This window comes from Xanthomonas sp. NCPPB 3570 (assembly GCF_056725115.1).
The window spans coordinates 3,813,231-3,837,343 of the sequence record NZ_CM161513.1; the positions used below are offsets into that span (position 1 = coordinate 3,813,231).

Genomic DNA, 24,113 nt, shown 5'->3' on the forward strand with positions numbered 1-24,113 from the left:
CCATGACCGCACCCGCTCCTTCCGCACTGTCCGCGCTCGCCCACACCCTGTGGCAGGCGCATCTGCATCCGGATGTCGCCGCCACACTGTTGCCGCGGCTGCAGCGCCACGGCGAGCGTCTGTTGGCGCCTTTGCATGCGCTATACGGCACGCATCCGGCCTTCACGCAGTGGTTGCCGCAGTGGCTGACGCAACTGGCGACCGCCGCCAACGCGCGGCCGTCGGCGCTGCGCCAGCTCGATGCCGAGCGCGCGCCCGACTGGTTCGCCACCCCGGCGATGCTCGGCTACAGCGCCTATGTCGACCGCTTCGCCGGCACCTTGCATGGCGTCGGCGAACGCGTGCCCTACCTGCAGGAACTGGGCGTGCGCTACCTGCACCTGCTGCCGTTCCTGCGCGCCCGCGCCGGCGACAACGATGGCGGCTTCGCGGTCAGCGACTACGGCCAGGTCGAGCCGCGGCTGGGCGACACCGCCGACCTGGCGGCACTGACCGCACGCCTGCGCGCGGCCGGCATCAGCCTGTGCGCCGACTTCGTGCTCAACCACACCGCCGACGATCACCCGTGGGCGCTGGCGGCCAAGCGCGGCGACGCGCGGCATCTGGACTACTACCACCACTTCCCCGACCGCAGCGTGCCGGACGCCTACGAGCGCACCCTGGGCCAGGTGTTCCCGCACACCGCGCCGGGCAACTTCACCTGGGTGGAGGAAGCCGACGCCTGGGTGTGGACCACGTTCTACCCCTACCAATGGGATCTGGACTGGAGCAACCCGGCAGTATTCGGCGACATGGCGCTGGCGCTGCTGCAGTTGGCCAATCTGGGCGTGGAGGTGTTCCGCCTGGATTCCACCGCCTACCTGTGGAAGCGCCCGGGCACCGACTGCATGAACCAGCCGGAGGCGCACACCATCCTGCAGGCGCTGCGCGCACTCACCGACATCCTGGCGCCGGCGGTGCTGCTGAAGGCCGAGGCGATCGTGCCGATGGCGCAGTTGCCGCCGTATTTCGGCGAGGGCGCCGCGCGCGGCCACGAATGTCACCTGGCCTACCACAGCACGCTGATGGCGGCCGGCTGGGTGGCGCTGGCCGAGCAGCGCGGCGACATCGTGCAGGCCGCGATCGCGCACACGCCGGCGCTGCCGCCGGCCTGCGGCTGGCTCAGCTACGTGCGCTGCCACGACGACATCGGCTGGAACGTGCTGCAGCGCGAAGCCGCCGGTGGCGATGGCGTGGCGCCGTTTGCGCTGGCGCGCACCGCCCAGTTCTACGCCGGCCGCACAGCGGACAGCTACGCGCGCGGCGAAGCCTTCCAGAGCAGCGGCGATGGCGTGCACGGCAGCAACGGCATGAGCGCTGCGCTGGTTGGCATCGCCGCGGCGCTGGCCGCCAGCGACAGCGACGCGCTGGAACTGGGCGTGCGCCGCCTGCTGCTGCTGTACGCGGTGGCGCTGGCGATGCCGGGCATCCCGCTGTTGTACATGGGCGACGAACTGGCGCTGGGCAACGACGAGGACTATCGCCACGACCCGCTACGCCAGCACGAAGGCCGTTGGCTGCACCGCCCGGTCATGGACTGGGCACGCGCGGCGCAACGCCACGACACCGGCAGCCTGCCCGGCCAGGTCTACACCCGCCTGCGCGGGTTGATCGCCGCACGTGCCGCCACCGCGGCGCTGGCCGCCGACCAGCCGTTGCGCGCGGTGCCACTGGGCAATCCCGCCCTGCTCGGGCTGGCGCGCGGCGAGGCGTTCGTGGCGGTGTACAACTTCAGTGCGGAGCCGGTTGCGGTGGAGGTCGCCGATGCGCTTGGAGCAGGCGACTGGCACGCCATCGCCGATGGCGGCAACGATCCGGCAACGCTGGTGCAATGGGATGGCATCCTGCCCGCGTACGGCCTGCGCTGGTGGCGGCGCAACTGAGCCGAAAACAGCAGCGGCGCCGATCAGCGCCGCTGCGTTGCATCTGCGCTTGCGAGTGCGTGCAGTCGGGACTGAAGTCCCTCCCACAGACGTAAAGCCTGCCTGGCATCCGGCGGCACAGGTGTGCGTTGTAGGAGCGGCTTCAGCCGCGACCGGCATCAATGGGAACGCCCGTCGCGGCTGAAGCCACTCCTACGAATGACGGAGCAAGGGTGCGTTTAGTGGAGCACTACAAGGCGGGCTATCAACGCGACCTTCAAGCGCTGCGCCATCACCAGGAACCGAAGCACCCCTTGTGCCGTGATGGCAAGTTGGCCTCGCCATCCTCGCGATCGGTGAGTACTCACTTACCGCGCAGCAATCCCAGCAACGCCTCAGCCGCCGCCTCGGACGAGGCCGGGTTCTGCCCGGTGACCAAGCGACCGTCCTCGACCACGTGCACGCCCCAGTCGGCGCCCTTGCTGTAGTTGCCGCCCAGCCGCTGCAGTTCGTCCTCGACCAGGAACGGCACCACGTCGGTCAGGCCCACCGCGGCTTCCTCGCCGTTGGTGAAACCGGTGACGCGGCGGCCTTTCACCAACGGCGCGCCATCGGCCGCGTTCACCCGGCGCAGCACGCCCGGTGCATGGCAGACGAAGCCGATTGGCTTGCCGGCGCGCGCGAACGCTTCGATCAGCGCGATGGAGTCGCGGTCTTCGGCCAGATCCCACAGCGGGCCGTGGCCGCCCGGGTAGAACAGCGCGTCGTAATCTTCCATGCGCACCGACGCCAAGGTCTGCGTGCTCGCCAACTGCTGCTGCGCCGCCGGGTCGTCCTTGAAGCGATGGGTGGCCTCGGTCTGCGCATCCGGCGCATCGCTCTTCGGGTCCAGCGGCGGCTGCCCGCCCTTGGGCGAGGCCAGGGTGATCTCGGCGCCGGCATCCTTGAACGTGTAGTACGGCGCGGCGAATTCTTCCAGCCAGAAGCCGGTCTTGTGGCCGGTGTCGCCGAGACGGTCGTGCGACGTCAGCACCATCAGGATCTTCATGCGGATCTCCTCGTGAGGGGAAGCGGCCATGCGGGGACAGGCCAGGCGCCGCAGTATCGGCAGCCGCACATTCGCGGCGGGTGAGCATCGCGCAATGCGGTTCAGCTCACACACGCGATCCTGCAAGGCGGCCGAAGCCAGTCACTACGGCGGCAGCCCAGCCGCTGCGCCGGGTCGCCCAGCTTGTTCGAAGCGGATAGCGACCAGTTGATCAGCCAGCGAACCATAGGCGGCCTCCATACACCAGACGAAGTCACCGGCGTCCTGGGGCAGTCCATGCGTCCCCCGGGCCAGGCTGCATGCAGTGCGCGCTCTGTTCGACGTGAAATGAAACTGCAGGCCGAACGGCGGCGCGCACTGGAATCCGCGGCTACCCAAATCCACCGAGTGATGGCGTGGATGCCGATGCGCCGCCACCCCGTACGCACGCGATCAGGCATCGCGCCCGGCTACTCCAGCGAGACACCAGACCACTCCGGCAACTCCATGGCCGGTATCGACCATGCCACTACTTCTTCACGACGGGGGTTTCCGGGAGACTCTGGACGACGTCACCCTTGTCATCAATAAAATCCAACGATGCCTTTCCAGCAGGCGTGACGGACATGATGATCCTGGGATTTCCGGAATCGTCCGCGAGAATCACCGCAGACGATTTTCCGCGAGTACGCCCGACAAAGAGTCTCTGCGTCTGCTCACCACCCGCGTCCTTCCACTGCTTCAACAGCGCATCCTTCTCCGGCCCGTTCGGGGCCGCCAGATACTTTTCATACAGCCCTTCGTACTGCTTGGGGAGTCCGCGATCGAATACGGAAAGGCCGGTTTCCATGAAGCCGCCCTCCTCGTAGTGATGCAGGGCGATTTGCTGATCTCCGCCGAACCGATCCATCGAAAGATGCACGCCGCCACTGGGCTTTCCATCTTGACCGAGACTGCCGTCATAGATGAGCCCGCCGACCTCGTCGCCCACGCCGTTATAGAACAGCATTCCGGGCATGTTGCTCCTCTCGGTTTTCATGACCTTCCCGCCCATCACTGGATCGGGCAGCAAACCGCGGGCGGCCAACACCATGGACCTGGACCCGTCCTCGTTGACGATATTGATGCGCTTGACATCGATTTCGGAAAATGCCTGCTTGCTGCCAGCGCCTCGGGCGCCCATCAGCATCAGCGTCAAAGGAAGGGCGAGCGCCACAGCCGAAAAAATCTTCAGAATTCGATTTTGCCTGCGCAGCTGCGCGATGACGCCAGCCGCTCCCATGTCCCCACCCCTACCTTCCGTCATCGACACGCGAGCCTCCTTATTGGCGATAAATGCGCGACCCAGCATAGGTACTTGATTCTTCTCTCTGCAAGCAAGATGGACATGAGCGAACCATCCTTCTTGCCAGAGAAATGCCTCGGACTTCTTTTCGTTTCTTCAAAAAAAAACGGCCGACAGCCCGCAATAGAAGGTTGCGATAGTCATAGGAACAATGCAGCCGCATTCGACGCTTCCGATCGTCCCCGCGGCTGGTCGCTGCGAATGCCGTCCACTTCTCGCAGCGGCAGCTCCTTCCTTCTGGAGCGCCCTACTCCACCTGATCAATGCGAATCCGGTTGGCGAACAGCGAGAACGCCAGCATCCCGGCCAGGCCGCTGGCGCGCGCCACCCAGGTCGGCAACCAGCGCGGCGGCGCCAGCACGCCGGACTCGAACAGCGGTGCGAACGCGGCCACGTCCTCCAGCGCCATCTTGCCGGCGAACAGCCAGCGGCACAGCGGCAGCCGGTCGCGCTGCAGCGCCTGGCGGAAGAAGGTGTGCACCGACACCAGCCCGCGCAGGTACACGGTGTCCTTGGTGAACGCGGCGCCCCCGGTGGTCGGCACGCCGCGGAACACGCGCTGCGCCGAGGAGAAACTCTCCGCAGGCGATTGCCCGGCCGCATCGAAGTAGCGGAACACCTCGATGAAATCGGCGCCGTCGCGGGCCAGCGCGATCGCCTCGATGCGCAGGCTGATCCGCTTCATTCGCTCGATGTCGATGCTGCCGGTGATCTGCTCGGCGAAGGTCGCCAGGCCTTCCTGGGTGGCGGTGGTGCGCGGCGAGGACAGCGCCAGGCTCGGCAATTGCGCCTGTTGCCGGCCGTTGAGCGCGGTCAGCGAATGCACCAGCGCCTCGTGATGGAACAGTTGCGCGCGGTCGTAATCGCTGAAGTGCGCGCCGGAGCGCAGGCGGATGCGCTGCGCGCCGGCGGCGGCCTTGGCCAGCAGGTCCGGATCCAGTTCCACCGTGATCACCCGCCCGCCGAAGAACTCGTCCAGGTCGCGCTGCAGCAGAAGGCGCAGCGCGGTGGCCGACACCGGTACCTGTTCTTCGGCCGAGAACAGTTCGCGGTCCAGTTCCTGGGCGATGCGGATGAAATGGCCGGCCGCCTCGCGGGTCGTCGGGCCGTGGCCGGGCATCGGGTCGTCCGGCACGCCGAACAACTGCGCCGAGTACGTGCCCACCGCCGGCGTGCCGAGCGCTTCCAGCAGGGCGGCGGCCAGATCCCAACTGTGTACCGAGGCCTGCAGGTAGGCGCCGAGCGGATGCATGGGATCGGCGGCCTCGGCGATCGCCGCCAGTTCGCGGCGGGTGTCGGCGAAATCCAGCCTGGGGTAGTCCACCTGCGGCAGTTGCGGCTGCCCGCGCGCCACGCTCTTCAGGAACGGTGCCTGCAACGCCACCGGCCAACTCGCCAGCGCCAGCAGACGGATGCCGCGCACCGCCTTGACCAGCCGCGCATCGAGCGCGGCGTGGTGGCGGATCTCGGCCGGCAGCGCGCGCTTGGCCACGGCCGGCGTCAGCGGCGCAGGGTGCGCGGCGGCGGGCGCTTGCCGCCCGGCTTGCCGCCGCCGGGCTTGCCGCTGCGGCCGGCGGCCGCGTTCTGCGCCTGGCGCTGCGCCAGCTTGCCGGCGGCGCCGGCCACTTCCTCGCGCAGCTTCAGGTAGTTGGCCAGGCGCGCGGCGTCGATCTCGCCACGCTCGATCGCCGCCTGCACCGCGCAGCCCGGCTCGGCCAGGTGCGCGCAATCGTTGAAGCGGCACTGCGCGGCCAGCGCCTCGATGTCGGCGAAGGCGCCCTCGGCCAGGTCTTCCTCGCCGGTGGGCTTGAGTTCGCGCATGCCCGGGGTGTCGATCAGGCAGGCGCCGGACGGCAGCGGCAGCAGCGCGCGATGGGTGGTGGTGTGGCGGCCGCGCGAGTCGGTGGCGCGTACTGCTGCGGTGCGCATCTTCTGCACGCCGAGCAAGGTGTTGGTGAGGGTGGACTTGCCGGCACCGGACGAGCCGACCAGCACCGCGGTCTGTCCCGGCCCCAGCCACGGCCGCAGCGCGGCGACGCTGTCGGCCTCGCGCGCGTTGACCGTGAGCAGCGGGATCGACTGCGCCGCCAGTTCCTCCAGCACCGCCAGCGCGTCGTCGGCGTACTCGGTGAGGTCGGCCTTGGTCAGCACCACCACCGGTGCCGCACCGCCGCCGCCCACCAGCAGCAGATAGCGCTCGATCCGCCGCGGGTTGAAGTCCGCGTCCAGGCCGCAGACGATGAACACCGTGTCGATATTGGCCGCGATCACCTGCTGGTGGTAGTGCTCGCCGGCGGCGCCGCGCTTGATCGCGGTGCGCCGCGGCAGCAGCGCGACGATGCGCGTCTCTTCCAGCAACACCCAATCGCCGACCGCGGCGCGTTCATGGCTGGGAAACCGCGGCCGCTGCCAGTCCGGCAGCGATTCGACCTTGAATCCGGTGTCCACCGCGTCGGCGACCACGTAGCCGGTGCGGTGCTGCTCCACCACCCGCGCCGGCCGCGCCTGCGGATGCGCCTCGAACAGCGCGCGCCAGGCCGGCTCCTCGGGCATTCCGGGCCAGGGCCAGCCGATAGGGCGCAACGCGTCGAAGTCGATCGGAGAGGTGGTCATGCGCGGATTCTAGAGGGTGCGCCGGGCCCGGAGGTGAGCGCAGTCCGGCCGCGGCGAGACGTGCGGGGCCATGCCTGGCGTCGCTGCCCTGTCCCGCTGCGGCGATCACGGCGCGCCGCAGAGCGGCCTCCCCGGATCGGCCAGCAGTTGGGCACGCGCCGCGTGACGCCTCCGCTGACGCACACGGACCAGCCGCTCGCCGCGCCCATCGCAGCGCCGAGCGCGGAGGCCGGCCGCCGTAGACGGCCCGCCGTTGCGGCGCCCCCTGCCCCGCCGCGGTGTCACATTTCCGCTACCATGCAGGTCCCACGCCCCACCGGCCAATGCGATGCCCACCCTGCCGATAAAGCCGCTCGCGATCCGCGAACGCCTGTCCGAAGTCCGCTACGAGATCCGCGGCGAACTGGCACGGCGAGCCCGCGAGCTGGAGGCCCAGGGGCGCAAGCTGATCAAGCTCAACATCGGCAATCCCGGCGCGTTCGGCTTCCGTGCGCCCGAGCACCTGCAGCGCGCGATCGCTGACGACATGGGCCGCACCGATCCCTACACCCACCAGCAGGGCCTGCCGGAGGCGCGCGAGGCGATCGCCGCGGCCTACGCCCGGCGCCAGCATCCGGACGCGCACCCGGACCGCATCTTCGTCGGCAACGGCGTCAGCGAGCTGATCGACCTGTCGCTGCGCGCGCTGCTCAACCCCGGCGACGAAGTGCTGGTGCCCTCGCCCGACTACCCGCTGTGGTCTGCCGCCACCATCCTCAACGACGGCCGCCCGGTGTACTACCGCTGCGCGCCGGAGAACGGCTTCCAGCCCGACCCGGTGGAGATCGAGACGCTGGTGTCCTCGCGCACCCGCGCCATCGTGCTGATCAACCCGAACAACCCCAGCGGCGCCAGCTACTCGCGCGTGCTGCTGGAGAAGATCGTCGCCATCGCGGTCAAGCACAACCTGCTGCTGATGGTCGACGAGATCTACGACCAGGTGCTGTACGACGCCGCGGAGTTCGTGTCGGTGGCGCCGCTGGCCGGCGCGCATCCGTGCATCAGCTTCGGCGGCCTGAGCAAGGTACACCGCGCCTGCGGCTGGCGCGTGGGCTGGGCGCTGCTGTCGGGCGACGCCGAGCGCGTCGGCGATTTCCGCAACGCCATGGACCTGCTCGGCGCGCTGCGCCTGTGCGCCAACGTGCCGGGCCAGTTCGCCATCGATGCCGCGGTCAACGGCCCAGACACGATCTCGCCGCTGTGCGCCCCCGGCGGCCGCCTGTACGAGACCCGCCGCGCGGTGATCGAGGCCTGCGCGGCCAGCGAGCACCTGTCGCTGGTGCAGCCGGCCGGCGCGCTGTACGCGTTCCCGGCCGTGGTCGGCGCCGCCGCGCGTGGCTTCGACGATCACGCCTTCGCCCTGGAACTGATGGAACAGGAAGGCGTGCTGGTGGTGCCCGGCTCCAGCTTCAACGTGCCCTACCGGCACCATTTCCGCGTCACCCTGCTGCCGGAGGCGGCGACGATGCGCGAGGTGTTCGCGCGCATCGATCGTGTCCTGGCGCGCCGCGCCGAGGACGCCACCAAGGTGGTGCCGCTGAAGCCGCGGGCGGCTGTGGGGCGGTGAGTGGGGACTGGAGAATCGGGAATCGGGAATCGGGAATGGCAAAGCGTGCGCCGTTCCTGGATCGCGTATTCCGGTGATCTGGCAGCTGCCGGTTCCGCATAGATGAGCAAAGGCAGTTTCGCCACGCCCGAGCACACACCGCTGCGCTACCTGGCGCTGGGCGATTCCTACACGATCGGCGAAGGCGTGGATGCCGACGGACGCTGGCCGATGCAGCTGGCGGCGGCGCTGCGCCGCGACGGCATCGCCCTGGCCGATCCGCAGATCGTCGCCACCACCGGCTGGACCACCGACGAACTGGACGCCGGCATCGACGCGGCCGCGCCGCAGGGACCGTTCGACCTGGTGACGCTGCTGATCGGCGTCAACAACCAGTACCGCGGCTACCCGCTCGACGACTACCGCGCGCAGTTCGACGCGCTGCTGCAGCGTGCGATCGGTTTCGCCGACGCGCGGCCGCAGCGGGTGCTGGCGGTGTCGATCCCGGACTGGGGCGTGACCGCCTTCGCGCAGCCGCCCGCGCACGATCCGGCGCGCATCGCCGCGCAGATCGACGCCTTCAACGCCGCCGCGCAGGCCTGCTGCGCCGCGCGCGCGGTGCGCTTCGTCGACATCACCGCCTGCAGCCGCGACGGCGGCGGCGATCCGGCGATGCTGGCCGCCGACGGACTGCATCCGTCGGCGGCGATGTATGCACGCTGGACCGCGCTGCTGTCATCTGCGTCACGCGATGCGTTAGCCTAGCCGGCGTACGACGCCCGCTGCCAAGGACCGACATTGCGCGACGCCAGCACCACCCAGCCCATGACCCGCCCGCAGGCCCTGGCCATCGCCCGCGCCTTCCTGCCCACGCATCCGCTGGGCAACCGCTACGACTACTACTACACGCGCACCAAGCTGCGCACCGATCCACTGTATCCCGGCGTGCTCGCCGCGCTGCGCGGCACCGACGCGCCGGTGCTGGACCTGGGCTGCGGGCTCGGCCTGCTCGCGCACGCGCTGCGCGCCGACGGCCAGCGCCAGCGCTACCACGGCGTGGATATCGACGCGGCCAAGATCCGCCGCGCCGGCGCCATCGCCGCGCGCAACGGGCTGCAGGACACCCATTTCGCGGTGGTCGACCTGGGCCAGTCCTGGCCCGAGCACCACGGCAGCGTCGCGATCCTGGACGTGCTGCAGTACCTGGACCGCGACATGCAGTCCAACCTGATCCGCAGCGTCGCGCGCATGCTCACGCCCGGCGCCAAGCTGGTGATCCGCAGCGGCCTGGGCGATGCCAGCGGCCGCGGCCGCACCAGCCGCATCACCGACGTGCTGGCGCACCTGGCCGGCTGGATGCAGGAACTGCCCAAGGCCTACCCCACCCGCGACAGCCTGCAGGCGCAGCTCGACGCCGCCGGCCTGCGCGCCAGCTTCGCGCCGCTGTACGGCAACACGCCGTTCAACAACTGGCTGATCGTGGCGGAGCCGCGTTGAGGCGGGTGCAGGAAGGTCGCTTACGCAGCGGCCGCGTCGGCTGCGCCGACCCACACCCGGTTTGCCGCGCATGACCGCACCCGCGCCACGGCCACGCTCCGGCCTGGGCATCGCGTCCCTGGCGACCAGCCTGATCAGCGCGTTCGCGGCCCTGGCGACGCTGTTGCTCAGTACCTTCTTCGTGGTCCCGACGTTCACCGCCGATCCGGACGCGCCGATGTCGCTGCTGCTCGGCCTACTCGGCCTGCTGGCACTGTTCACCGCCATCGCGCAGGTCTGCGCCATCGCGCTGGGCATCGGCAACTGCCTGCAGCGTGGCCGAAGCAAGCATTACGGCATTCTCGGCCTGTTGTGTGGCCTGCTCACCCTCGGCGCGATGGCGGCGCTGATGGCCTACGGCATGACGCGGCCGGGCTGATTCAGGCGCCGAGCGAACCGATCGGCACGCGGCGTGCCGCGTGCATCGCACTGCCGCGGCACGACGACGCACCTCCTAGTCAATCCGGCAGCACCGCCTGCAACCCACGCGCCTGCAACGCCTGCAACACCCCCTCCACGATCGCCGGGTTATGCCCGTGCGCAGCGCCCTCGTGCAGCAGCACGATGGCGCCGGGACGCAGATCGCGGGCGATGCGCGCAACGGTGACGGCCGGATCGCAGCGCACGCCATCGAAGCCGCGCGCGCTCCAGGCCACCCGGGTGAGGCCGTGCCGGCGCAACGGTGCGGCGACGAAAGGGTTGGTCATGCCCACCACCGAGCGGTACCAGCGCGGCGCAGTGCCGGCGATCGCGGCCAGGGTCTGCTGCGCCTGGCCGATTTCCTGGGCCATGCGCCGCGGTCCCAGCGCCCAGAACCACGCCTGCGGGTGATGCTGACTGTGGTTGCCGATGCCGTGGCCGCGGCGCAGGATCTCGCGCACCAGCTGCGGGCGCGCGGCGGCGCGGGCGCCGACCAGGAAGAAGGTGGCCTTGGCCTGGTGGCGGTCGAGCAGGTCCAGGATCGCCGCGGTGTCGTCGGACGGGCCGTCGTCGATGGTCAGCCACACCCGCGGCGCACTGCCGGGCAGGTGGTCCAGCACCGGCGCGTACAGCCGCGCCCGCGGCAGGAACACCGGCAGCACCAGCGCCGCGTGCGACAGCAGCAGCGCTGGCAGGCCGACCTGCCAGCCGTACATCCACCACAGCGCCGCCACCAGCGCCTGCGAGGCCAGCGCCCAGGGCAGCCAGCGGTACGGGTGGCGCGGGATGCGATGCAGCGTTTCCGGAACTGTCATGCCCCATGATGCCATGCGGCGTAGAATGACCGGTCCGACTCTGCGACGACTGCTGCCATGTCCCTCGACCCCGCCCTGCGCTCCCGTATCGAAACGCTGCTCAGCTCCAACCGCGTCGTGCTGTTCATGAAAGGCCAGCCGGGCATGCCGCAGTGCGGTTTCTCCGCCAAGGCGGTGGGCGCGCTGAACGAGCTCGGCGTCGACTTCGCCCACGTCAACGTGCTGGCCGACCAGGACATCCGCGAGGGCATCAAGGTCTACGGCGACTGGCCGACCATCCCGCAGCTGTACGTGGACGGCGAACTGATCGGCGGCAGCGACATCATTCTGCAGATGGCCGGCAGCGGCGAACTGAGCGAACTGCTCGGCGTGGCCGCGCCGGATCGCACCCCGCCGTCGATCACCATCACCGATGCCGCCGCCGAGATGCTGCGCGGCGCGTTGGCCGACGCCCCGGGCGCGAGCCTGGCGCTGGCGATCGACGCGCAGTTCCAGCCGAACTTCCAGTTGGCGCCGACCGATCCCAACGCCATCGCCGCCGAGTCCAACGGCCTGCGCGTGCAGTTCGACCTGGGCAGCGCGCGCCGCGCCGACGGCATCACCATCGACTGGGTGGACGACATCCGCGGCCGCGGCCTGGCCATCGACAATCCCAATGCGCCCAAGCCGGTGCAGGACCTCAGCCCGCGCGACGCCGACGACCAGGTGCGCGCCGGCAGCCTGCTCCTGGTGGACGTGCGCCCGCCGGAAGAGCGCGCGGTGGCGGCGGTCAACGTGCCGTTCCGCACCCTCGACGGCGAGCAGCGCGCGCAACTGGAAGCGCTGCCCAAGGACACCGCCCTGGCCTTCCTGTGCCACCGCGGCGGCCGCAGCGCGCAGGCGGCCGAGCACTTCCGTTCGCTGGGCTTCACCAAGGTGCACAACGTGGTCGGCGGCATCGACGCCTGGACCGACCAGGTCGACGGCAGCGTGCCGAAATACTGAGTCACGCACCTCGTTGTTTGCGTCCAGTGCGGACGCGCCGAAAGGGCGATCGAACGATCGCCTTTTTTGTGCCCGCGCGCCGCGTTCGCCACAACGCGCAACCGCGCAACCGCGTAGGAGCGGCTTCAGCCGCGACCTGGCTTTACCGGGAACGCCAGGTCGCGGCTGAAGCCGCTCCTACCCTGGGCACACCACCGCTTGGCGTCTTGCGCACCTGCTGACGGCAGCAGCGAAGTCCGGCAATCCCTGTGGGAGGGACTTCAGTTCCGACTGCAGCGACATCCGATGCGCCAGGGGCGTCGCTGGCATGACGCCGTGATCGCGCAGCCCCCATACCTCACCCAGCAAACCCGCCCGCATCCAGGAACGCCTGCTCCTCCGCCGTGGTCGTGCGCCCCAGCGCCGCATTGCGGTGCGGGAAGCGGCCGAAGCGCTGGATCACGTCCTCGTGCACCACCGCCCACTGCAGCGACTCGGTATCGCCGAGCGCGCTGAACAGTTCCACCGCCTGGCGCTGCCGCGCCGCGTCCTCGGCGTGCGTGTAAGGCAGGTAGAAGAACATCCGCAGTTCCGTATCGGTCTGCTGGTCGAAGCCGGCCGCCAGCGCCTGGTCGGCGTAGCGGCCGGCCAGGCCGTCGGTGGCGAAGGCGTGCGCGCTGCCACGGAACACGTTGCGCGGCACCTGGTCGAGCAACAGCAGCAGCGCCAGCGCGCCCTCGGCGTCGGCCAGCCAGTCGGCGCGTTCGCCGCGCGCGGCGGCGTGGTGCGCCTCCAGCAGGTGCTGGCGGACATTGGCGTCGAAGGAGTCGTTGGCGGCGAACCAGCGTTCGCGGCCGGCGCTGCGCCAGAAGTCCACGACGGTGCGCGCGGGGGTGTCGGTCATCGCAGTTTCCATGGGCGGCAATCGGCCTGGATAGCAGGGTCGGCGTCGCGATCCGGTGCAGCCGGGCGCGCCGATGCCGCACCCGCACTTGGCAAGCGCGCCGGCTCGGGCTAGCGTGCGGGCACGGCCGCAAGGGCCGCGTCCATCTTCCGGGGAAAATCCGATGCGTCATCTGTTGCTCGCCTGCCTGGGCGTGGCGTTGTGCGGCCCTGCCGCGGCCGCCTCGCGTTTCGTCGACGATCCCTATCCCAGCACCTACCGCGCGCTGCCGTCGGTGCCGGTGCTGATCGAACACGCCACCGTGCTCACCGGCACCGGCGAGCGCCTGGACGATGCCGACGTGCTGCTGCAGGACGGCCGCGTGCAGGCGGTCGGCCGCGCGTTGGCCGCGCCGGCCAACGCCACCCGCATCGACGGCCACGGCAAGTGGGTCACGCCCGGCATCATCGACGTGCACTCGCACCTGGGCGTCTACCCCAGCCCGGGCGTCAGCGCGCACAGCGACGGCAACGAGGCGACCGCGCCGGTAACCCCGAACGTGTGGGCCGAGCATTCGATTTGGCCGCAGGATCCCGGCTTCGGCACCGCGCTGGCCGGCGGCGTCACCGCGCTGCAGGTGCTGCCCGGCTCGGCCAACCTGGTCGGCGGCCGCGGTGTCACGTTGAAGAACGTGCCGGCCACCACCTACCAGGCGATGAAGTTCCCGGGCGCACCTTGGGGCCTGAAGATGGCCTGCGGCGAGAACCCCAAGCGGGTCTACGGCGAGAAGGGCGGCCCATCCACGCGCATGGGCAACGTCGCCGGCTACCGCGCGGCCTTCATCGACGCCAGCGAATACCTGCGCAAGAACGCGCCCAAGCAGAAGAGCCCGCCCAAGCGCCATTGGTGGAGCCGCGGCAACGGCGACAACGACAGCAGCGGCGACAGCGGCGGCAAGCGCGACCTGAAGCTGGACACGCTGGCCGGCGCCATCAACGGCGACATCCGCGTGCACATCCACTGCTACCGCGCCGACGAGATGACCACCATGCTCGACCTGGCCAAGGAATTCGGCTTCAAGATCGCCGCCTTCCACCATGGCGTGGAGGCCTACAAGATCGCCGACCGCCTGGCCCAGGAGAACGTCTGCGGCGCGCTGTGGGCCGACTGGTGGGGCTTCAAGATGGAGGCCTTCGACGGCATCCAGGAGAACATCGCCCTGGTCGATCGCCCCGCCAACGGCTGCGCGATCGTGCACTCGGATTCGGAGGAAGGCATCCAGCGGCTCAACCAGGAAGCGGCCAAGGCGATGGCCGCCGGCCGCCGCGCCGGCATGGACATCCCGCCCGAACGCGCGATCCGCTGGCTGACCAGCAACCCGGCCAAGGCGCTGGGCATCGACAGGCAGACCGGTTCGCTGGAGCCGGGCAAGATGGCCGACGTGGTGCTGTGGAACGGCAACCCCTTCAGCTCCTACGCCCTGGCCGACAAGGTCTACATCGACGGCGCGCAGGTCTACGACCGCGCCGACCGCCGCCTGCAACCGACCTCCGACTTCATGCTCGGCCAGGAGGCTGCCCGATGAGCCGCGCCCTGCTCTCGTCCCATCGCCTGGCGCAACGCCTGGCCCTGGCCGCCTGCCTGCTGCTGGGCAGCGCGCCCGGGTTCGCCCAGGACGTGCTGATCCGCGGCGCCACCGTGCACACCGCCAGCGCCCGCGGCACCCTCGCCAATGCCGACGTGCTGGTCCAGAGCGGCGTGATCCGCGCGGTCGGCCCCGGCCTGAGCGCGCCGGCCGGCGTCGCCGTGGTCGAGGCCAAGGGCCGGCCGCTGACCCCGGCGCTGTTCGGCGGCATCACCGAGATCGGCATCGAGGAGGTCTCCGGCGAGGCGTCCACCGTGGACAGCACGCTGACCCTGCCGCATGACCAGCCGATGCGTCCGGAGTTCGACGTGACCCTGGCCTACAACCCCGAATCGGTGCTGATCCCGGTCGCGCGGGTGGAAGGCATCGGCTTCACCGCGCTCGGCGCCAACACCGGCGGCGCCTTCGTCGCCGGCCAGGGCGCGGTGATGCGCCTGGACGGCGGCGCCGACCCGATCGGCCCGCGCGCGCTGTACCTGCACCTGGGCAGCGATGCGCTGGAACTGAGCGGCAAGTCGCGTGCGGCGCAGTGGATGCTGCTCGACCAACTGGTCGCCGAAGCGCGCGGGCGCATGCCCGCCGACTCGCCGCACGCGCTGCTGACCCCAGCCGGACGCGCGGTGCTGGCGCGGTACCTCGCCGGCCAGGGCCGCATCGTGGTCACGGTGAACCGCGCGGCCGACATCCGCCAGCTGCTGCGTTGGGCACAGCGCGAGAAGGTGCGCATCGCCATCGCCGGCGGCGACGAGGCCTGGAAGCTGGCGCCGGAACTGGCGAAGGCGCAGGTGCCGGTGTTCGTCAACGCGCTGGACGACCTGCCGGCCAGCTTCGACCAGATCGGCGCCACCCTGGAGAACGCCGCGCGCCTCAACGCCGCCGGCGTGGCGGTGAGCTTCACCCAGGGCGGCGACGGCGCGCACAACGCGCGCAAGCAGCGGCAACTGGCCGGCAACGCGGTCGCGCACGGGCTGCCGTGGGACGCCGCCCTGGCCGGCCTGACCCGGGTCCCGGCCGAGGCCTTCGGCGTCGGCGATCGCCTGGGCAGCATCGCCCCGGGCAAGCTCGCCGATCTGGTGCTGTGGGAAGGCGACCCGCTGGACGTGGCGCACTATGCCGAGCAGGTCTGGCTGGGTGGCCGCGCCATCCCGATGCGCTCGCGGCAGACCGAGCTGCGCGACCGCTACATGCAGCAGAGCGGCGCGCTGCCGAAGGCGTATACGCACTAAACCGCGTCGAGCACGCCGGGACGGCATCGCACGGACGATGCCGTCCCGCGATAGCGGCGCCCCGCAACGCACAACGCGTCGCTGTGCAAGGCGCCGCCGCGCTGAGCCAGGCAGGAACGGCGGCGCCCGTGCGGCGCCGTCAGTTGGCGCCGATATTGGCCTGGATCCAGGCCCAGCCGTTGCCGCGCACCACCTCGAAACCGGCCTCGACCACGTGCAGGTACATCGCGTTGCTGAAGCGCCCGTCCTGCGCGCGGTGCGTGTGCAGCCAGGTCAGGAACGGCTTGATGTCGATGTTGAGATTGCCGTTGCTCGGCAGGGTCGGCTGGCCCGCGGTGTTGTGCGGAATGAAGGTGTAGACGTAGTAGCCGGCGGCGCTGTTCATGCCTTCCCACAGATCGAAGGTGTAGCCGCCGGCGCTGATGACGTTGCTGGCGGTGAGCGTGCCGATCGGATACGAGTTGTGGCCGCCCCAGATCATCACCTCGGCCTGCGGAATCGCGTTGGAGGACACCGTGCTGTCCCAGCGGAAGAACAGGTCGTAGGCGAAATCGCCGGCCAGGTTGCTGCCGCCGGACGAGTACGCGAAGGTCGCCGGCAACGACCGCAGCGCCGAGACCTGCCGCGGGAAGGTGCGGTCGGCGGTGGGATTGAAGCCGTAGTGCGAGCCGCGCAGGATCGCCGGATAGCCGTACAGGCTGGCGTTGGGGAAATTGAAGGTCACGGTCATGCTTGGCGTGCTGCCGCTGTGGAACGTGCCCTGGATGACGTTGTTGGGATCGTTGAAGTTGTTCACCCAGGCGTACTGGTTGCCGTACACCTGGTAGGGACCGGCCAGCGCCAGCGGCACGACGGCGAGCAGGGCGGCGGCGACCAGCGCGCGTAAAACGCGCGTCCGTCCGCGCCGCGGCGCGATGACGGTGGCGGGAAGGCGCGGCGAAGCGGCAGCGGAAACGGGAGCGGAAGCGTGCATGGCGGTCTCTCCTGAGCGTGCAGGGGCAGCGAAGCTGCTGCCGCGGCGGACGCTAGCAAGGCGCGCGCGCCGCGAGCTATGACAAGACCCGCGCGCGCCATGCGCCAACGCAATAGCGCTACCGCGATCCAGGCCGCAGGCGTGGGCCGCTTCACAGGTATCTCGCGCCGGCGAGATTTTCGCCAATGCATCGTCTACGCAGTGCTGTCCGCATCCGCACCAGGCTGCAACGACGTCCCGCACTGCAGCATGCGCTGACAGGTCGCCGCGCGCGCAGCGCCGCGATAAGCTGATGGGTCATTGCGGAGAAGCACGATGACATTGCGCTGGTACTTCGATTTCATCTCGCCGTTTTCCTATCTGCACTGGCAGCAGGTGAAAACGCTTCCGGAGTTCGACCGGATCCAGCCGGTGCCGATCGTGTTCGGCGCGGTGCTGGCGCAGTTGCAGGCGCGCGGACCGGCCGAGGTGCCGCACAAGCGCGAGTTCACCTACCGCTTCGTGCAGTGGCAGGCGCAGCAGCAAGGCGTGCCGCTGCGTTTCCCGCCGGCGCACCCGTTCAACCCGCTGACCGCGCTGCGCCTGTGCGTCGCCACCGGCACCACGCCGCAGGCCATCGATGCGCTCTTCGACTGGCTGTGGCGCGACGGCCACGCCGGCGACGACGCCGCGGCGCTGGCGCCGGTCGGCCAGGCGCTGGGTATCGCCGACGTGGCCGCGGCCACCGCCGATGCGCAGGTCAAGGCGCAGCTGCGCGCCAACACCGAGCAGGCGCTGGCGGCCGGCGTGTTCGGCGTGCCGACCCTGCAGATCGACGACACCCTGCTGTGGGGCAACGACGCGCACCCGCTGATGCGGGCGGTGCTGGCCGACCCGCAGTTGCTGCAGCGCGGCGAGATGGCGCGCCTGGCGACGCTGCCGGCCGCCGTGCAGCGGGGCGCCTGAGCGGCCGCCATGTTCATCGCCATTTTCCCGTACTGGAGCTTCAGCGGATGCGTATCGGCATCGTCGTAGATTCCGCCTGCGATCTGCCGCAGGACTACATCGCGCAACACGAGCTGGTGGTTTTGCCGATCAGCGTGCGCCTCGGCGGCACCGTGCTGGCCGATCAGCGCGACGAAGCGGCGACCCTGGAATTCCTGCACGCGCAGGTCAGCGCGCACGGCGCCGAGGCCGAGACCGTGCCGTACAGCGTGGGGCAGATCCGCGAGCTGTTCCTTGGCCGGCTGGTCATCGACTACGACCACGTGTTCTGCCTGACCATCGCCAAGACCCGCAGCCCGATCCACGACCACGCGCAGCAGGCCGGCTTCGCCATCCTCAGCGACTACAAGCCGATCCGCCAGGCCGCCGGTCACGCCTCGCCGTTCGCGCTGCGGGTGATCGACACCCAGAACCTGTTCGCCGCACAGGCGGTGGTCGCCGTCGAGGCGGTGCGCTTGCGCGCCGACGGCGCCAGCGTGCAGGCCATCCGCGAGCGGCTGGAGACGCTGGCCGAGCACACCCACGGCTACATGATCGCGCGCGACCTGTACTACCTGCGCAGCCGCGCGCGCAGCAAGGGCGACCGCAGCGTCGGCCTGCTCAGCGCCGCACTCGGCTCGGCCCTGGACATCAAACCAGTGCTGCACTGCCACCGCGGCGAGACCGCGCCGGTGGCCAAGCTCAAGGGCTTCGACCACGCCGTGCAGACGCTGTTCGGCCTGGCCGCCAAGCGCGTGGCCGCCGGGCTGATGACGCCCACGCTGTGCCTGAGCTACGGCGGCGAACTGGCGGAACTGCGCGCCCTGCCCGGCTACGCGGCGCTGCGCCAGGCCTGCGACAGCCACGGCGTAGAGCTGCAGGAAAGCGTGATGAGCCTGACCGGCATGGTCAACGTGGGCAAGGGCGCGCTGGTGCTGGGCTTCGCCGGCGAGGCGCTGCGCTTCGGCTGATTCGTCCGAGCCGCGTCGACGGCGGCGCGGCGCCGGCTCTGCTAGGCTCCGCCGCTTCGTACCGCCCACAAGAGATGCCCATGGCCGTGACCTACTCGATCAGCCTGCCCGATCCCGCCCGTGCCCGCGGCAGCCAGCCATCGCTGAGCTTCACCGCGCACGGCGCCGACGCCTTCGCCGAACAGCTTCAGGCCGCGCTGAGCGACCCGGCCTGGTTCGAGCGCTGGCGCGCGCTGCAGCCGGAGCCGGACGAGGTCGATCCGGCCCTGGGCGTGACCGATCCGGCAGCGCGGGTGACCGGCCGCCAGGACGATCTGCGCATCGACCTGTCCGCCACCACCAGCATCCCCGGCGACATCCTCAAGCAGCGCCTGCGCCTGCTGGCCGGCAGCGGCTGGGAACTGCGCGACGTGCGCTGAAACGCGCGCCCAGGCCACCGCACTGCGGTGGCCGACGCGCCCATGCAGAGCCGCGTCGCGCTACGACGCGGCCAGCGCGCGGCGCGGCCAGGACCAGCGCAGATTGACCGCCAGCGTGCCCAGCACGATCAGCGCCAGGCCCAGCCACTGCACCGGCACCAGCCGGTGGCCGTACAGCAGGTAGTCCAGCAGCAGCGTCACCAGCGGGTAGACGAAGGCCACCACCGCGATCGCCGCCACGTGCAGGTGCCGGTAGGCGCTGTAGAACAGCACGTACACCACGCCGCTGTGGATCACCCCCAGGCCGACCAGCCAGAACCAGTGCCGCCCGGGATGCAGCGCGGCGCTGCTGGAGAAGCCGGCCAGCATCGCCGCACCGACCCAGCACTGCACCGTCACCACCGCCAGCGGCCGCTCGCGGCTGATCCGCCGCGACATCAGCAACGAGGCGCCGCACAGCAGCGCGCCCAGCAGGGTCAGCGCGATCCCGCCCAGGTAGCCACGGTCGGCGCTGGACCACAGCCGCAGCGGATCGGCCGAACAGGCCACGCCGACGAAGGCCAGCAACGTCCAGCCCAGGTCGGCGCGGCGGCTGCGCTCGCCCTGCAGCACCGCCGCCAGGATCAGCATGACGAACGGGAACACGTGGTAGACCATGGTCGCCACGCCGATCGACGAGCGCGCCATGCCGGCGAACAGCGCCACCCAGTTGAGCACCAGCAACACGCCACTGAGCGCCGCGTCGCGCAACAGCGCACGCTCGCGCCACAGTCCGCGCAACTGCCCGCCGAGCAGGCCGCACACGGTCAGGAACAGCGCGCCGAACAGGCAGCGGTAGAACACCGCGGTCACCGGGTCCTGGCCGCTCTCGTGCACGAACACGCCGACCGAACCGATCAGCACCTCGGCCAGCAGCAACTGCCATAGTGCCCGCCGGGACGCGCCCGCGGATGTCGCGACGGCGGCGCTCATAGCGCGATGCTCCCGTGCAGGTACTGCACCGCCGCGCCACGCACCTGCACGTGGTCCGGCGTCACCCGGCACTCCAGCTCGCCGCCGCGCGCCGACGCCTGCCACGCACGCAGGTCGCGCTTGCCCAGGCGCTGCGCCCACAGCGGCGCCAGCGCGGCGTGGATCGAGCCGGTCACCGGATCCTCGGCGCCGCCGTTGGCCGGCCAGAAATAACGCGAGACGAAATCGTGCTCGCGGCCGGGCGCGGTGACCGCGACATCGCGCGGCGCCAGCACCAGCATCCGCGCCAGGTCCGGCACCACCGCGCGCACCTGGGCTTCGTCCGCGTACACGGCGATGTAAGCCTGGTCGTTGCGGTAGGCCGTCTGCGGCGCGATCGACAAGGTCTGCGCGAGCGCCTCCGGCACCGTCGCCAACGCGGTCGGCGCCTGGTTCGGAAAGCGCAGGACGAAGCGTCCGTCGGCCTCGCGGTCCACCCCCAGTTCGCCGACCGCCGCGGCGCGGAACCGCAACGGCAGCGGCGCCAGGCCCTGGGTGGCGACGACGAAAGCGCTGGCCAAGGTGGCATGGCCGCAGAACCCCACTTCGCGCAGCGGCGAGAACCAGCGGATCGCGAACGCGCCATCGGCCTCGCGCACGAAGAACGCGGTCTCCGACAGATTGTTCTCGCTGGCGATGGCCTGCATCAGCGCGTCCGGCAACCACGCCTGCAGCGGCACCACCACGGCCGGGTTGCCGCGGAACCGCACCGTGGTGAAGGCATCGACGATGAACAGCGGCAGTTGCACGCGCGGCCTCGGGAATGGGGAAGGACGCGGCCAGTGTGCGCCGGGGTGGGCGACCAGCACAGAGTCAGATACGCTGCAAATCGACCGATACAGATGAGGCCGCCGCATGCGCCTGTACGAAGCCCTCGCCAGCCAGCTGCGCGAACAGATCGCGCAGGGCACGCTGCGTGCCGGCGAGCGCCTGCCGTCGATCCGGCAACTGGCCGCCGGCCACGGCATCAGCGCCGCCACCGCGGTGCAGGCCTGCCTGCAACTGGAACGCGAAGGCCGGGTGCAGGCACGCCCGCGCTCGGGCTACTTCGTGCGCGCCGCGGCCACGCCGCAACCGACCGGGGCAGGCGCGACTACCCGACGGCGCGCGCCGGGCGCGGTCGCCAATCCGGCGCTGCAGGGCGTGCTGGACATGCTCGCGCGCTCGGACTTGGTGCCGCTGCACACCGCCACACCGGCGGCGGCGCTGCTGCCCGGCGCACACCTGGCCAGCGCGCTGGCGCGGCAGTTGCGCCGCCAGCGCAGCGCTGCGCTCGACTACGCCCCGCCGCAGGGCCACGCCGCGCTGCGCCGGCAGATCGCGCAGCGTTACGCACACTGCGCCACCGCCGTGGCCGCCGACGAGGTGGTGGTGACCGCCGGCGCGATGGAAGCGATCAGCCTGGCGCTGCGCACCCTCACCGCGCCCGGCGACGTGGTGCTGGTCGAGACCCCGACCTACCACGGCATCCTGCAGGCGGTGGCGGCGCTGCGGCTGAAGGTGCTGGAAGTCCCGAACCGGCCCGGCCAGGGCATCGACGCCGCGCGCCTGGATGCGCTGCTGCAGCGCACGCCGGCGCGCGCCGCGGTGCTGGTGCCGAACTTCAACAACCCGCTCGGCAGCCTCACCCCGGACGCGGCCAAGCGCGCCCTGCTGGACAGTTGCGCGCGCCACGGCACGGTGGTGATCGAGGACGACATCTACGGCGAACTCGACTGGTCGGGGCAGCGCCCAAGGCCGCTGCGCCATTTCGACACCCACGGCAACGTGATCACCTGCGGCGCCTTCTCCAAGGTGCTGGCGCCCGGCCTGCGCGTGGGCTGGCTGCTCGGCGGCGCCTGGACCGACGCGCTGGTGCGCGCCAAGTACTTCTCCACCATCGGCGGCGCCAGCCTGCCGCAACTGGCCCTGGCCGACTACCTGCAGCGGCACGACCTGGAGCGGCACCTGCGCAAGCTGCGCCGCACCCTGGCCGACAACGGCCAGCGCCTGCGCGAGGCGGTGCTGCGGCACTGGCCGGCCGGCACCCGCATCGGCGACCCGGCCGGCGGCCTGTCGCTGTGGCTGCAACTGGCCGACGCCGGCAGCGGCCAGGCCTTGTTCGAGGCCGCCCTCGCCGCCGGCATCGGCACCTCGCCCGGGCATCTGTTCTCCAGCCGCGGCGACTACGCCGACCACCTGCGACTGAGCTGCGGCCAGCCGTGGAGCGAGACCCTGGAACACGCCATGCGGCGGCTGGGCACGCTGGCGGCGCGGCTGCCGCGCTGAACGCGACGCCCGGCGCCATGCCGCTGCCCCGATGCGAAACGCGTACTGCCAGCGTCTGCCTGACAGTCCAGCGCACCATGCTGTCCTACCGGCACCGCGGGACGATGCAGCGGATTGCATGCGAGCGCTTGCCGATCCAGGCGATGCCGCCGCAGTACGGCGCGACCGCGTCAGCGCGTCCCGCGCAACGGCGTCGATACGATCGCCGGCAGCCGGGACTGGCTGCGCTATCGCGTGGCCGCGCCGATCGCCAACGCCACGCAGGCACCGAACACGGTACAGGCCAGCATCGCCACCGCGCTGAGCGGGCTGCGCCAGCGCTGCCAGGGGAGCAGCAAGGTGCGACGGCAGGACATGGCGCGGCTCCGATCCAGTGACGTGGGAATGGCGAACACTGCGGAATCTAGCCAGCGCCCGTCTCAGCAGGCGCGAACGCGATCGCACAACCGTACGCTGGCTGCCGCCGCCCCCACGTTTGTTTACGAGACCGGCCACACCGCCGCCGTGATGGTCACGGCGCTGTCATGTGCAGGGCCGGTGCGTGCCGCATGCATCATGTGCCTGCCGCGGCCTGGCCGCGGTGTGCGGCACCCTGCCCGGCGGCACGCGTCGCGCGCGGCCGCCGGCGGAGCGCGCTCAGCCCTGCAGGGCGCGCGCGTGGAAGACGATGTGCTCGCCGATGAAGCTGCCGATGAAGTAGTAGCTGTGGTCGTAGCCGGGCTGCACGCGCAGGGTCAGCGGATAGCCGGCGGCGTCGGCGGCGGCCTGCAGCAGCTGCGGGCGCAACTGCTTGTCGAGGAACTCGTCGCCGCCGCCCTGGTCGACCAGCAGCGGCAGGCGCTCGCTGGCGCTGCCGATCAGCACGCTGGCGTCGTACGCCTGCCACTGCGCGCGGTCCTCGCCCAGGTAGGCGGTGAAGGCCTTCTCGCCCCACGGCACCTGCGTGGGCGCCACGATCGGCGAGAACGCCGACACGCTGCGGTAGCGGCCGGGATTCTTGAGCGCGATCACCAGGGCGCCGTGGCCGCCCATCGAGTGCCCGCTGATGGCGCGGCGGCCGTTGTGCGGGAACTGCGCCTCGATCAGCGCCGGCAGTTCCTGCACCACGTAGTCGTACATGCGGTAGTGCGCGGCCCACGGCGCCTGGGTGGCGTTGACGTAGAAGCCGGCGCCCTTGCCCAGGTCGTAGCCCTCGGCATCGGCGACGTTCTCCCCCCGCGGGCTGGTGTCGGGCGCGACCAGGATCACGCCATGCTCGGCCGCGTAGCGCTGCGCGCCGGCCTTGGTGATGAAGTTCTGCTCGGTGCAGGTGAGGCCGCTGAGCCAGTACAGCACTGGCAGCTTGCTGTGCTCGGCCTGCGGCGGCAGGTACACGGCGACCTGCATGCTGCAGCCGAGCACGGCCGAATCGTGGCGATAGACGTCCTGCCAGCCGCCGCAGCAGGCGTGGTGTTCGATGCGTTCCATGGGCAGTTCCGGGAAGAGGGCCTGCGACCGCGCGCGGCCGCAGGCGGAGATGCCGCGACGCGTCGACCGGCGACGCGCGCGG

At 70.7% G+C, this 24,113-nt stretch carries 23 protein-coding genes; 12 read left to right on the plus strand and 11 right to left on the minus strand.

Going from position 1 to position 24,113, the window contains the following annotated elements; all coding sequences use genetic code 11:
• The first annotated feature begins 2 nt into the window (after positions 1-2).
• On the plus strand, positions 3-1,922 hold the full coding sequence (locus tag AC1PLR_RS16420; RefSeq protein ID WP_481101668.1) for an alpha-amylase family glycosyl hydrolase: 1,920 nt from the start codon (positions 3-5) through the stop codon (positions 1,920-1,922).
• Positions 1,923-2,265: 343 nt separating this feature from the next.
• Here the strand turns inward: AC1PLR_RS16420 and AC1PLR_RS16425 are convergent, their stop codons facing one another.
• From AC1PLR_RS16425 to rsgA, 4 genes are all read right to left on the minus strand, one after another.
• Complete coding sequence (locus AC1PLR_RS16425; RefSeq protein ID WP_481098853.1) at positions 2,266-2,949, minus strand: type 1 glutamine amidotransferase domain-containing protein; 684 nt, start codon at positions 2,947-2,949, stop codon at positions 2,266-2,268.
• Positions 2,950-3,457: 508 nt separating this feature from the next.
• On the minus strand, positions 3,458-4,240 hold the full coding sequence (locus AC1PLR_RS16430) for a hypothetical protein (protein WP_420007730.1): 783 nt from the start codon (positions 4,238-4,240) through the stop codon (positions 3,458-3,460).
• 280 nt (positions 4,241-4,520) lie between these two features.
• Positions 4,521-5,765: a flavohemoglobin expression-modulating QEGLA motif protein gene (locus AC1PLR_RS16435; RefSeq protein WP_481101669.1), complete on the minus strand. Its 1,245-nt coding sequence runs from the start codon at positions 5,763-5,765 to the stop codon at positions 4,521-4,523.
• A gap of 8 nt (positions 5,766-5,773) precedes the next feature.
• Complete coding sequence (gene rsgA, locus AC1PLR_RS16440) at positions 5,774-6,886, minus strand: ribosome small subunit-dependent GTPase A (RefSeq protein ID WP_481101670.1); 1,113 nt, start codon at positions 6,884-6,886, stop codon at positions 5,774-5,776.
• A 328-nt stretch (positions 6,887-7,214) separates the two neighbouring features.
• Between rsgA and AC1PLR_RS16445 the strand changes: the two genes are divergently transcribed.
• The 4 genes from AC1PLR_RS16445 to AC1PLR_RS16460 all read left to right on the plus strand — a co-directional run bounded on the left by AC1PLR_RS16445 (position 7,215) and on the right by AC1PLR_RS16460 (position 10,386).
• Complete coding sequence (locus AC1PLR_RS16445) at positions 7,215-8,492, plus strand: pyridoxal phosphate-dependent aminotransferase (RefSeq protein WP_481101671.1); 1,278 nt, start codon at positions 7,215-7,217, stop codon at positions 8,490-8,492.
• Between the two features lie 102 nt (positions 8,493-8,594).
• On the plus strand, positions 8,595-9,236 hold the full coding sequence (locus AC1PLR_RS16450) for an SGNH/GDSL hydrolase family protein (RefSeq protein ID WP_481101672.1): 642 nt from the start codon (positions 8,595-8,597) through the stop codon (positions 9,234-9,236).
• A gap of 60 nt (positions 9,237-9,296) precedes the next feature.
• Positions 9,297-9,968 (plus strand): methyltransferase domain-containing protein, encoded by a 672-nt coding sequence (locus tag AC1PLR_RS16455; protein WP_017910897.1) that lies wholly within the window; start codon positions 9,297-9,299, stop codon positions 9,966-9,968.
• A gap of 70 nt (positions 9,969-10,038) precedes the next feature.
• Positions 10,039-10,386, plus strand: a complete 348-nt coding sequence (locus AC1PLR_RS16460) for a hypothetical protein (protein ID WP_481101673.1) — start codon at positions 10,039-10,041, stop codon at positions 10,384-10,386.
• 79 nt (positions 10,387-10,465) lie between these two features.
• On the opposite strand, the gene AC1PLR_RS16465 is transcribed toward AC1PLR_RS16460, so the two are convergent.
• On the minus strand, positions 10,466-11,257 hold the full coding sequence (locus AC1PLR_RS16465; RefSeq protein ID WP_481101674.1) for a polysaccharide deacetylase family protein: 792 nt from the start codon (positions 11,255-11,257) through the stop codon (positions 10,466-10,468).
• 42 nt (positions 11,258-11,299) lie between these two features.
• Between AC1PLR_RS16465 and grxD the strand changes: the two genes are divergently transcribed.
• Positions 11,300-12,226 carry a Grx4 family monothiol glutaredoxin gene (gene grxD, locus AC1PLR_RS16470; protein WP_440985041.1) on the plus strand — a complete coding sequence of 309 codons (927 nt, stop codon included), beginning with the start codon at positions 11,300-11,302 and terminating at the stop codon, positions 12,224-12,226.
• Positions 12,227-12,563: 337 nt separating this feature from the next.
• On the opposite strand, the gene AC1PLR_RS16475 is transcribed toward grxD, so the two are convergent.
• On the minus strand, positions 12,564-13,109 hold the full coding sequence (locus tag AC1PLR_RS16475; RefSeq protein ID WP_481101675.1) for a DUF924 family protein: 546 nt from the start codon (positions 13,107-13,109) through the stop codon (positions 12,564-12,566).
• Positions 13,110-13,272: 163 nt separating this feature from the next.
• Here AC1PLR_RS16475 and AC1PLR_RS16480 point away from each other — a divergent pair, with 163 nt between their 5' ends.
• Together AC1PLR_RS16480 and AC1PLR_RS16485 are read left to right on the plus strand one after the other, a co-directional pair.
• A complete protein-coding gene (locus AC1PLR_RS16480) occupies positions 13,273-14,673 on the plus strand; it encodes an amidohydrolase (RefSeq protein ID WP_420007738.1) in 1,401 nt (466 codons plus the stop codon).
• Positions 14,670-15,959 (plus strand): amidohydrolase family protein, encoded by a 1,290-nt coding sequence (locus AC1PLR_RS16485; RefSeq protein WP_481101676.1) that lies wholly within the window; start codon positions 14,670-14,672, stop codon positions 15,957-15,959. The genes AC1PLR_RS16480 and AC1PLR_RS16485 overlap by 4 nt, the downstream gene beginning before the upstream one ends.
• A 139-nt stretch (positions 15,960-16,098) precedes the next feature.
• Here the strand turns inward: AC1PLR_RS16485 and AC1PLR_RS16490 are convergent, their stop codons facing one another.
• Positions 16,099-16,932, minus strand: a complete 834-nt coding sequence (locus AC1PLR_RS16490) for a GH12 family glycosyl hydrolase domain-containing protein (RefSeq protein WP_481101677.1) — start codon at positions 16,930-16,932, stop codon at positions 16,099-16,101.
• Positions 16,933-17,247: 315 nt separating this feature from the next.
• Between AC1PLR_RS16490 and AC1PLR_RS16495 the strand changes: the two genes are divergently transcribed.
• From AC1PLR_RS16495 to AC1PLR_RS16505, 3 genes are all read left to right on the plus strand, one after another.
• Entirely contained in the window at positions 17,248-17,877 is a 630-nt protein-coding gene (locus AC1PLR_RS16495; RefSeq protein WP_481101678.1) for a DsbA family protein, read from the plus strand.
• Positions 17,878-17,924: 47 nt separating this feature from the next.
• The gene (locus AC1PLR_RS16500) at positions 17,925-18,866 is read left to right on the plus strand and encodes a DegV family protein (RefSeq protein ID WP_481101679.1); all 942 of its coding nucleotides are present in this window, start codon (positions 17,925-17,927) and stop codon (positions 18,864-18,866) included.
• An 80-nt stretch (positions 18,867-18,946) separates the two neighbouring features.
• Entirely contained in the window at positions 18,947-19,285 is a 339-nt protein-coding gene (locus AC1PLR_RS16505) for a hypothetical protein (RefSeq protein WP_193314198.1), read from the plus strand.
• Positions 19,286-19,345: 60 nt separating this feature from the next.
• Here the strand turns inward: AC1PLR_RS16505 and AC1PLR_RS16510 are convergent, their stop codons facing one another.
• Positions 19,346-20,257 carry a DMT family transporter gene (locus tag AC1PLR_RS16510; protein ID WP_481101680.1) on the minus strand — a complete coding sequence of 304 codons (912 nt, stop codon included), beginning with the start codon at positions 20,255-20,257 and terminating at the stop codon, positions 19,346-19,348.
• Positions 20,254-21,045, minus strand: a complete 792-nt coding sequence (locus tag AC1PLR_RS16515; RefSeq protein WP_481101681.1) for a PhzF family phenazine biosynthesis protein — start codon at positions 21,043-21,045, stop codon at positions 20,254-20,256. The genes AC1PLR_RS16510 and AC1PLR_RS16515 overlap by 4 nt, the downstream gene beginning before the upstream one ends.
• 106 nt (positions 21,046-21,151) lie before the next feature.
• Here AC1PLR_RS16515 and AC1PLR_RS16520 point away from each other — a divergent pair, with 106 nt between their 5' ends.
• Complete coding sequence (locus AC1PLR_RS16520) at positions 21,152-22,564, plus strand: aminotransferase-like domain-containing protein (protein ID WP_481101682.1); 1,413 nt, start codon at positions 21,152-21,154, stop codon at positions 22,562-22,564.
• Positions 22,565-22,791: 227 nt separating this feature from the next.
• On the opposite strand, the gene AC1PLR_RS16525 is transcribed toward AC1PLR_RS16520, so the two are convergent.
• Both AC1PLR_RS16525 and fghA read right to left on the minus strand, forming a co-directional pair.
• Positions 22,792-22,920, minus strand: a complete 129-nt coding sequence (locus tag AC1PLR_RS16525; protein WP_017916620.1) for a hypothetical protein — start codon at positions 22,918-22,920, stop codon at positions 22,792-22,794.
• A gap of 280 nt (positions 22,921-23,200) precedes the next feature.
• Positions 23,201-24,031: an S-formylglutathione hydrolase gene (gene fghA, locus AC1PLR_RS16530; protein ID WP_481101683.1), complete on the minus strand. Its 831-nt coding sequence runs from the start codon at positions 24,029-24,031 to the stop codon at positions 23,201-23,203.
• Positions 24,032-24,113: the final 82 nt, after the last annotated feature.

Bases quoted from the DNA above. Each gene is read 5' to 3' on its own strand.
- AC1PLR_RS16420 (WP_481101668.1), top strand. From the start codon at position 3: ATGACCGCACCCGCTCCTTCCGCACTGTCCGCGCTCGCCCACACCCTG.
- AC1PLR_RS16425 (WP_481098853.1), bottom strand. From the start codon at position 2,949: ATGAAGATCCTGATGGTGCTGACGTCGCACGACCGTCTCGGCGACACC.
- rsgA (WP_481101670.1), bottom strand. From the start codon at position 6,886: ATGACCACCTCTCCGATCGACTTCGACGCGTTGCGCCCTATCGGCTGG.
- AC1PLR_RS16445 (WP_481101671.1), top strand. From the start codon at position 7,215: ATGCCCACCCTGCCGATAAAGCCGCTCGCGATCCGCGAACGCCTGTCC.
- AC1PLR_RS16450 (WP_481101672.1), top strand. From the start codon at position 8,595: ATGAGCAAAGGCAGTTTCGCCACGCCCGAGCACACACCGCTGCGCTAC.
- AC1PLR_RS16455 (WP_017910897.1), top strand. From the start codon at position 9,297: ATGACCCGCCCGCAGGCCCTGGCCATCGCCCGCGCCTTCCTGCCCACG.
- AC1PLR_RS16460 (WP_481101673.1), top strand. From the start codon at position 10,039: ATGACCGCACCCGCGCCACGGCCACGCTCCGGCCTGGGCATCGCGTCC.
- AC1PLR_RS16465 (WP_481101674.1), bottom strand. From the start codon at position 11,257: ATGGCATCATGGGGCATGACAGTTCCGGAAACGCTGCATCGCATCCCG.
- grxD (WP_440985041.1), top strand. From the start codon at position 11,300: ATGTCCCTCGACCCCGCCCTGCGCTCCCGTATCGAAACGCTGCTCAGC.
- AC1PLR_RS16475 (WP_481101675.1), bottom strand. From the start codon at position 13,109: ATGACCGACACCCCCGCGCGCACCGTCGTGGACTTCTGGCGCAGCGCC.
- AC1PLR_RS16480 (WP_420007738.1), top strand. From the start codon at position 13,273: ATGCGTCATCTGTTGCTCGCCTGCCTGGGCGTGGCGTTGTGCGGCCCT.
- AC1PLR_RS16485 (WP_481101676.1), top strand. From the start codon at position 14,670: ATGAGCCGCGCCCTGCTCTCGTCCCATCGCCTGGCGCAACGCCTGGCC.
- AC1PLR_RS16490 (WP_481101677.1), bottom strand. From the start codon at position 16,932: ATGCACGCTTCCGCTCCCGTTTCCGCTGCCGCTTCGCCGCGCCTTCCC.
- AC1PLR_RS16495 (WP_481101678.1), top strand. From the start codon at position 17,248: ATGACATTGCGCTGGTACTTCGATTTCATCTCGCCGTTTTCCTATCTG.
- AC1PLR_RS16500 (WP_481101679.1), top strand. From the start codon at position 17,925: ATGCGTATCGGCATCGTCGTAGATTCCGCCTGCGATCTGCCGCAGGAC.
- AC1PLR_RS16505 (WP_193314198.1), top strand. From the start codon at position 18,947: ATGGCCGTGACCTACTCGATCAGCCTGCCCGATCCCGCCCGTGCCCGC.
- AC1PLR_RS16510 (WP_481101680.1), bottom strand. From the start codon at position 20,257: ATGAGCGCCGCCGTCGCGACATCCGCGGGCGCGTCCCGGCGGGCACTA.
- AC1PLR_RS16520 (WP_481101682.1), top strand. From the start codon at position 21,152: ATGCGCCTGTACGAAGCCCTCGCCAGCCAGCTGCGCGAACAGATCGCG.
- AC1PLR_RS16525 (WP_017916620.1), bottom strand. From the start codon at position 22,920: ATGTCCTGCCGTCGCACCTTGCTGCTCCCCTGGCAGCGCTGGCGCAGC.
- fghA (WP_481101683.1), bottom strand. From the start codon at position 24,031: ATGGAACGCATCGAACACCACGCCTGCTGCGGCGGCTGGCAGGACGTC.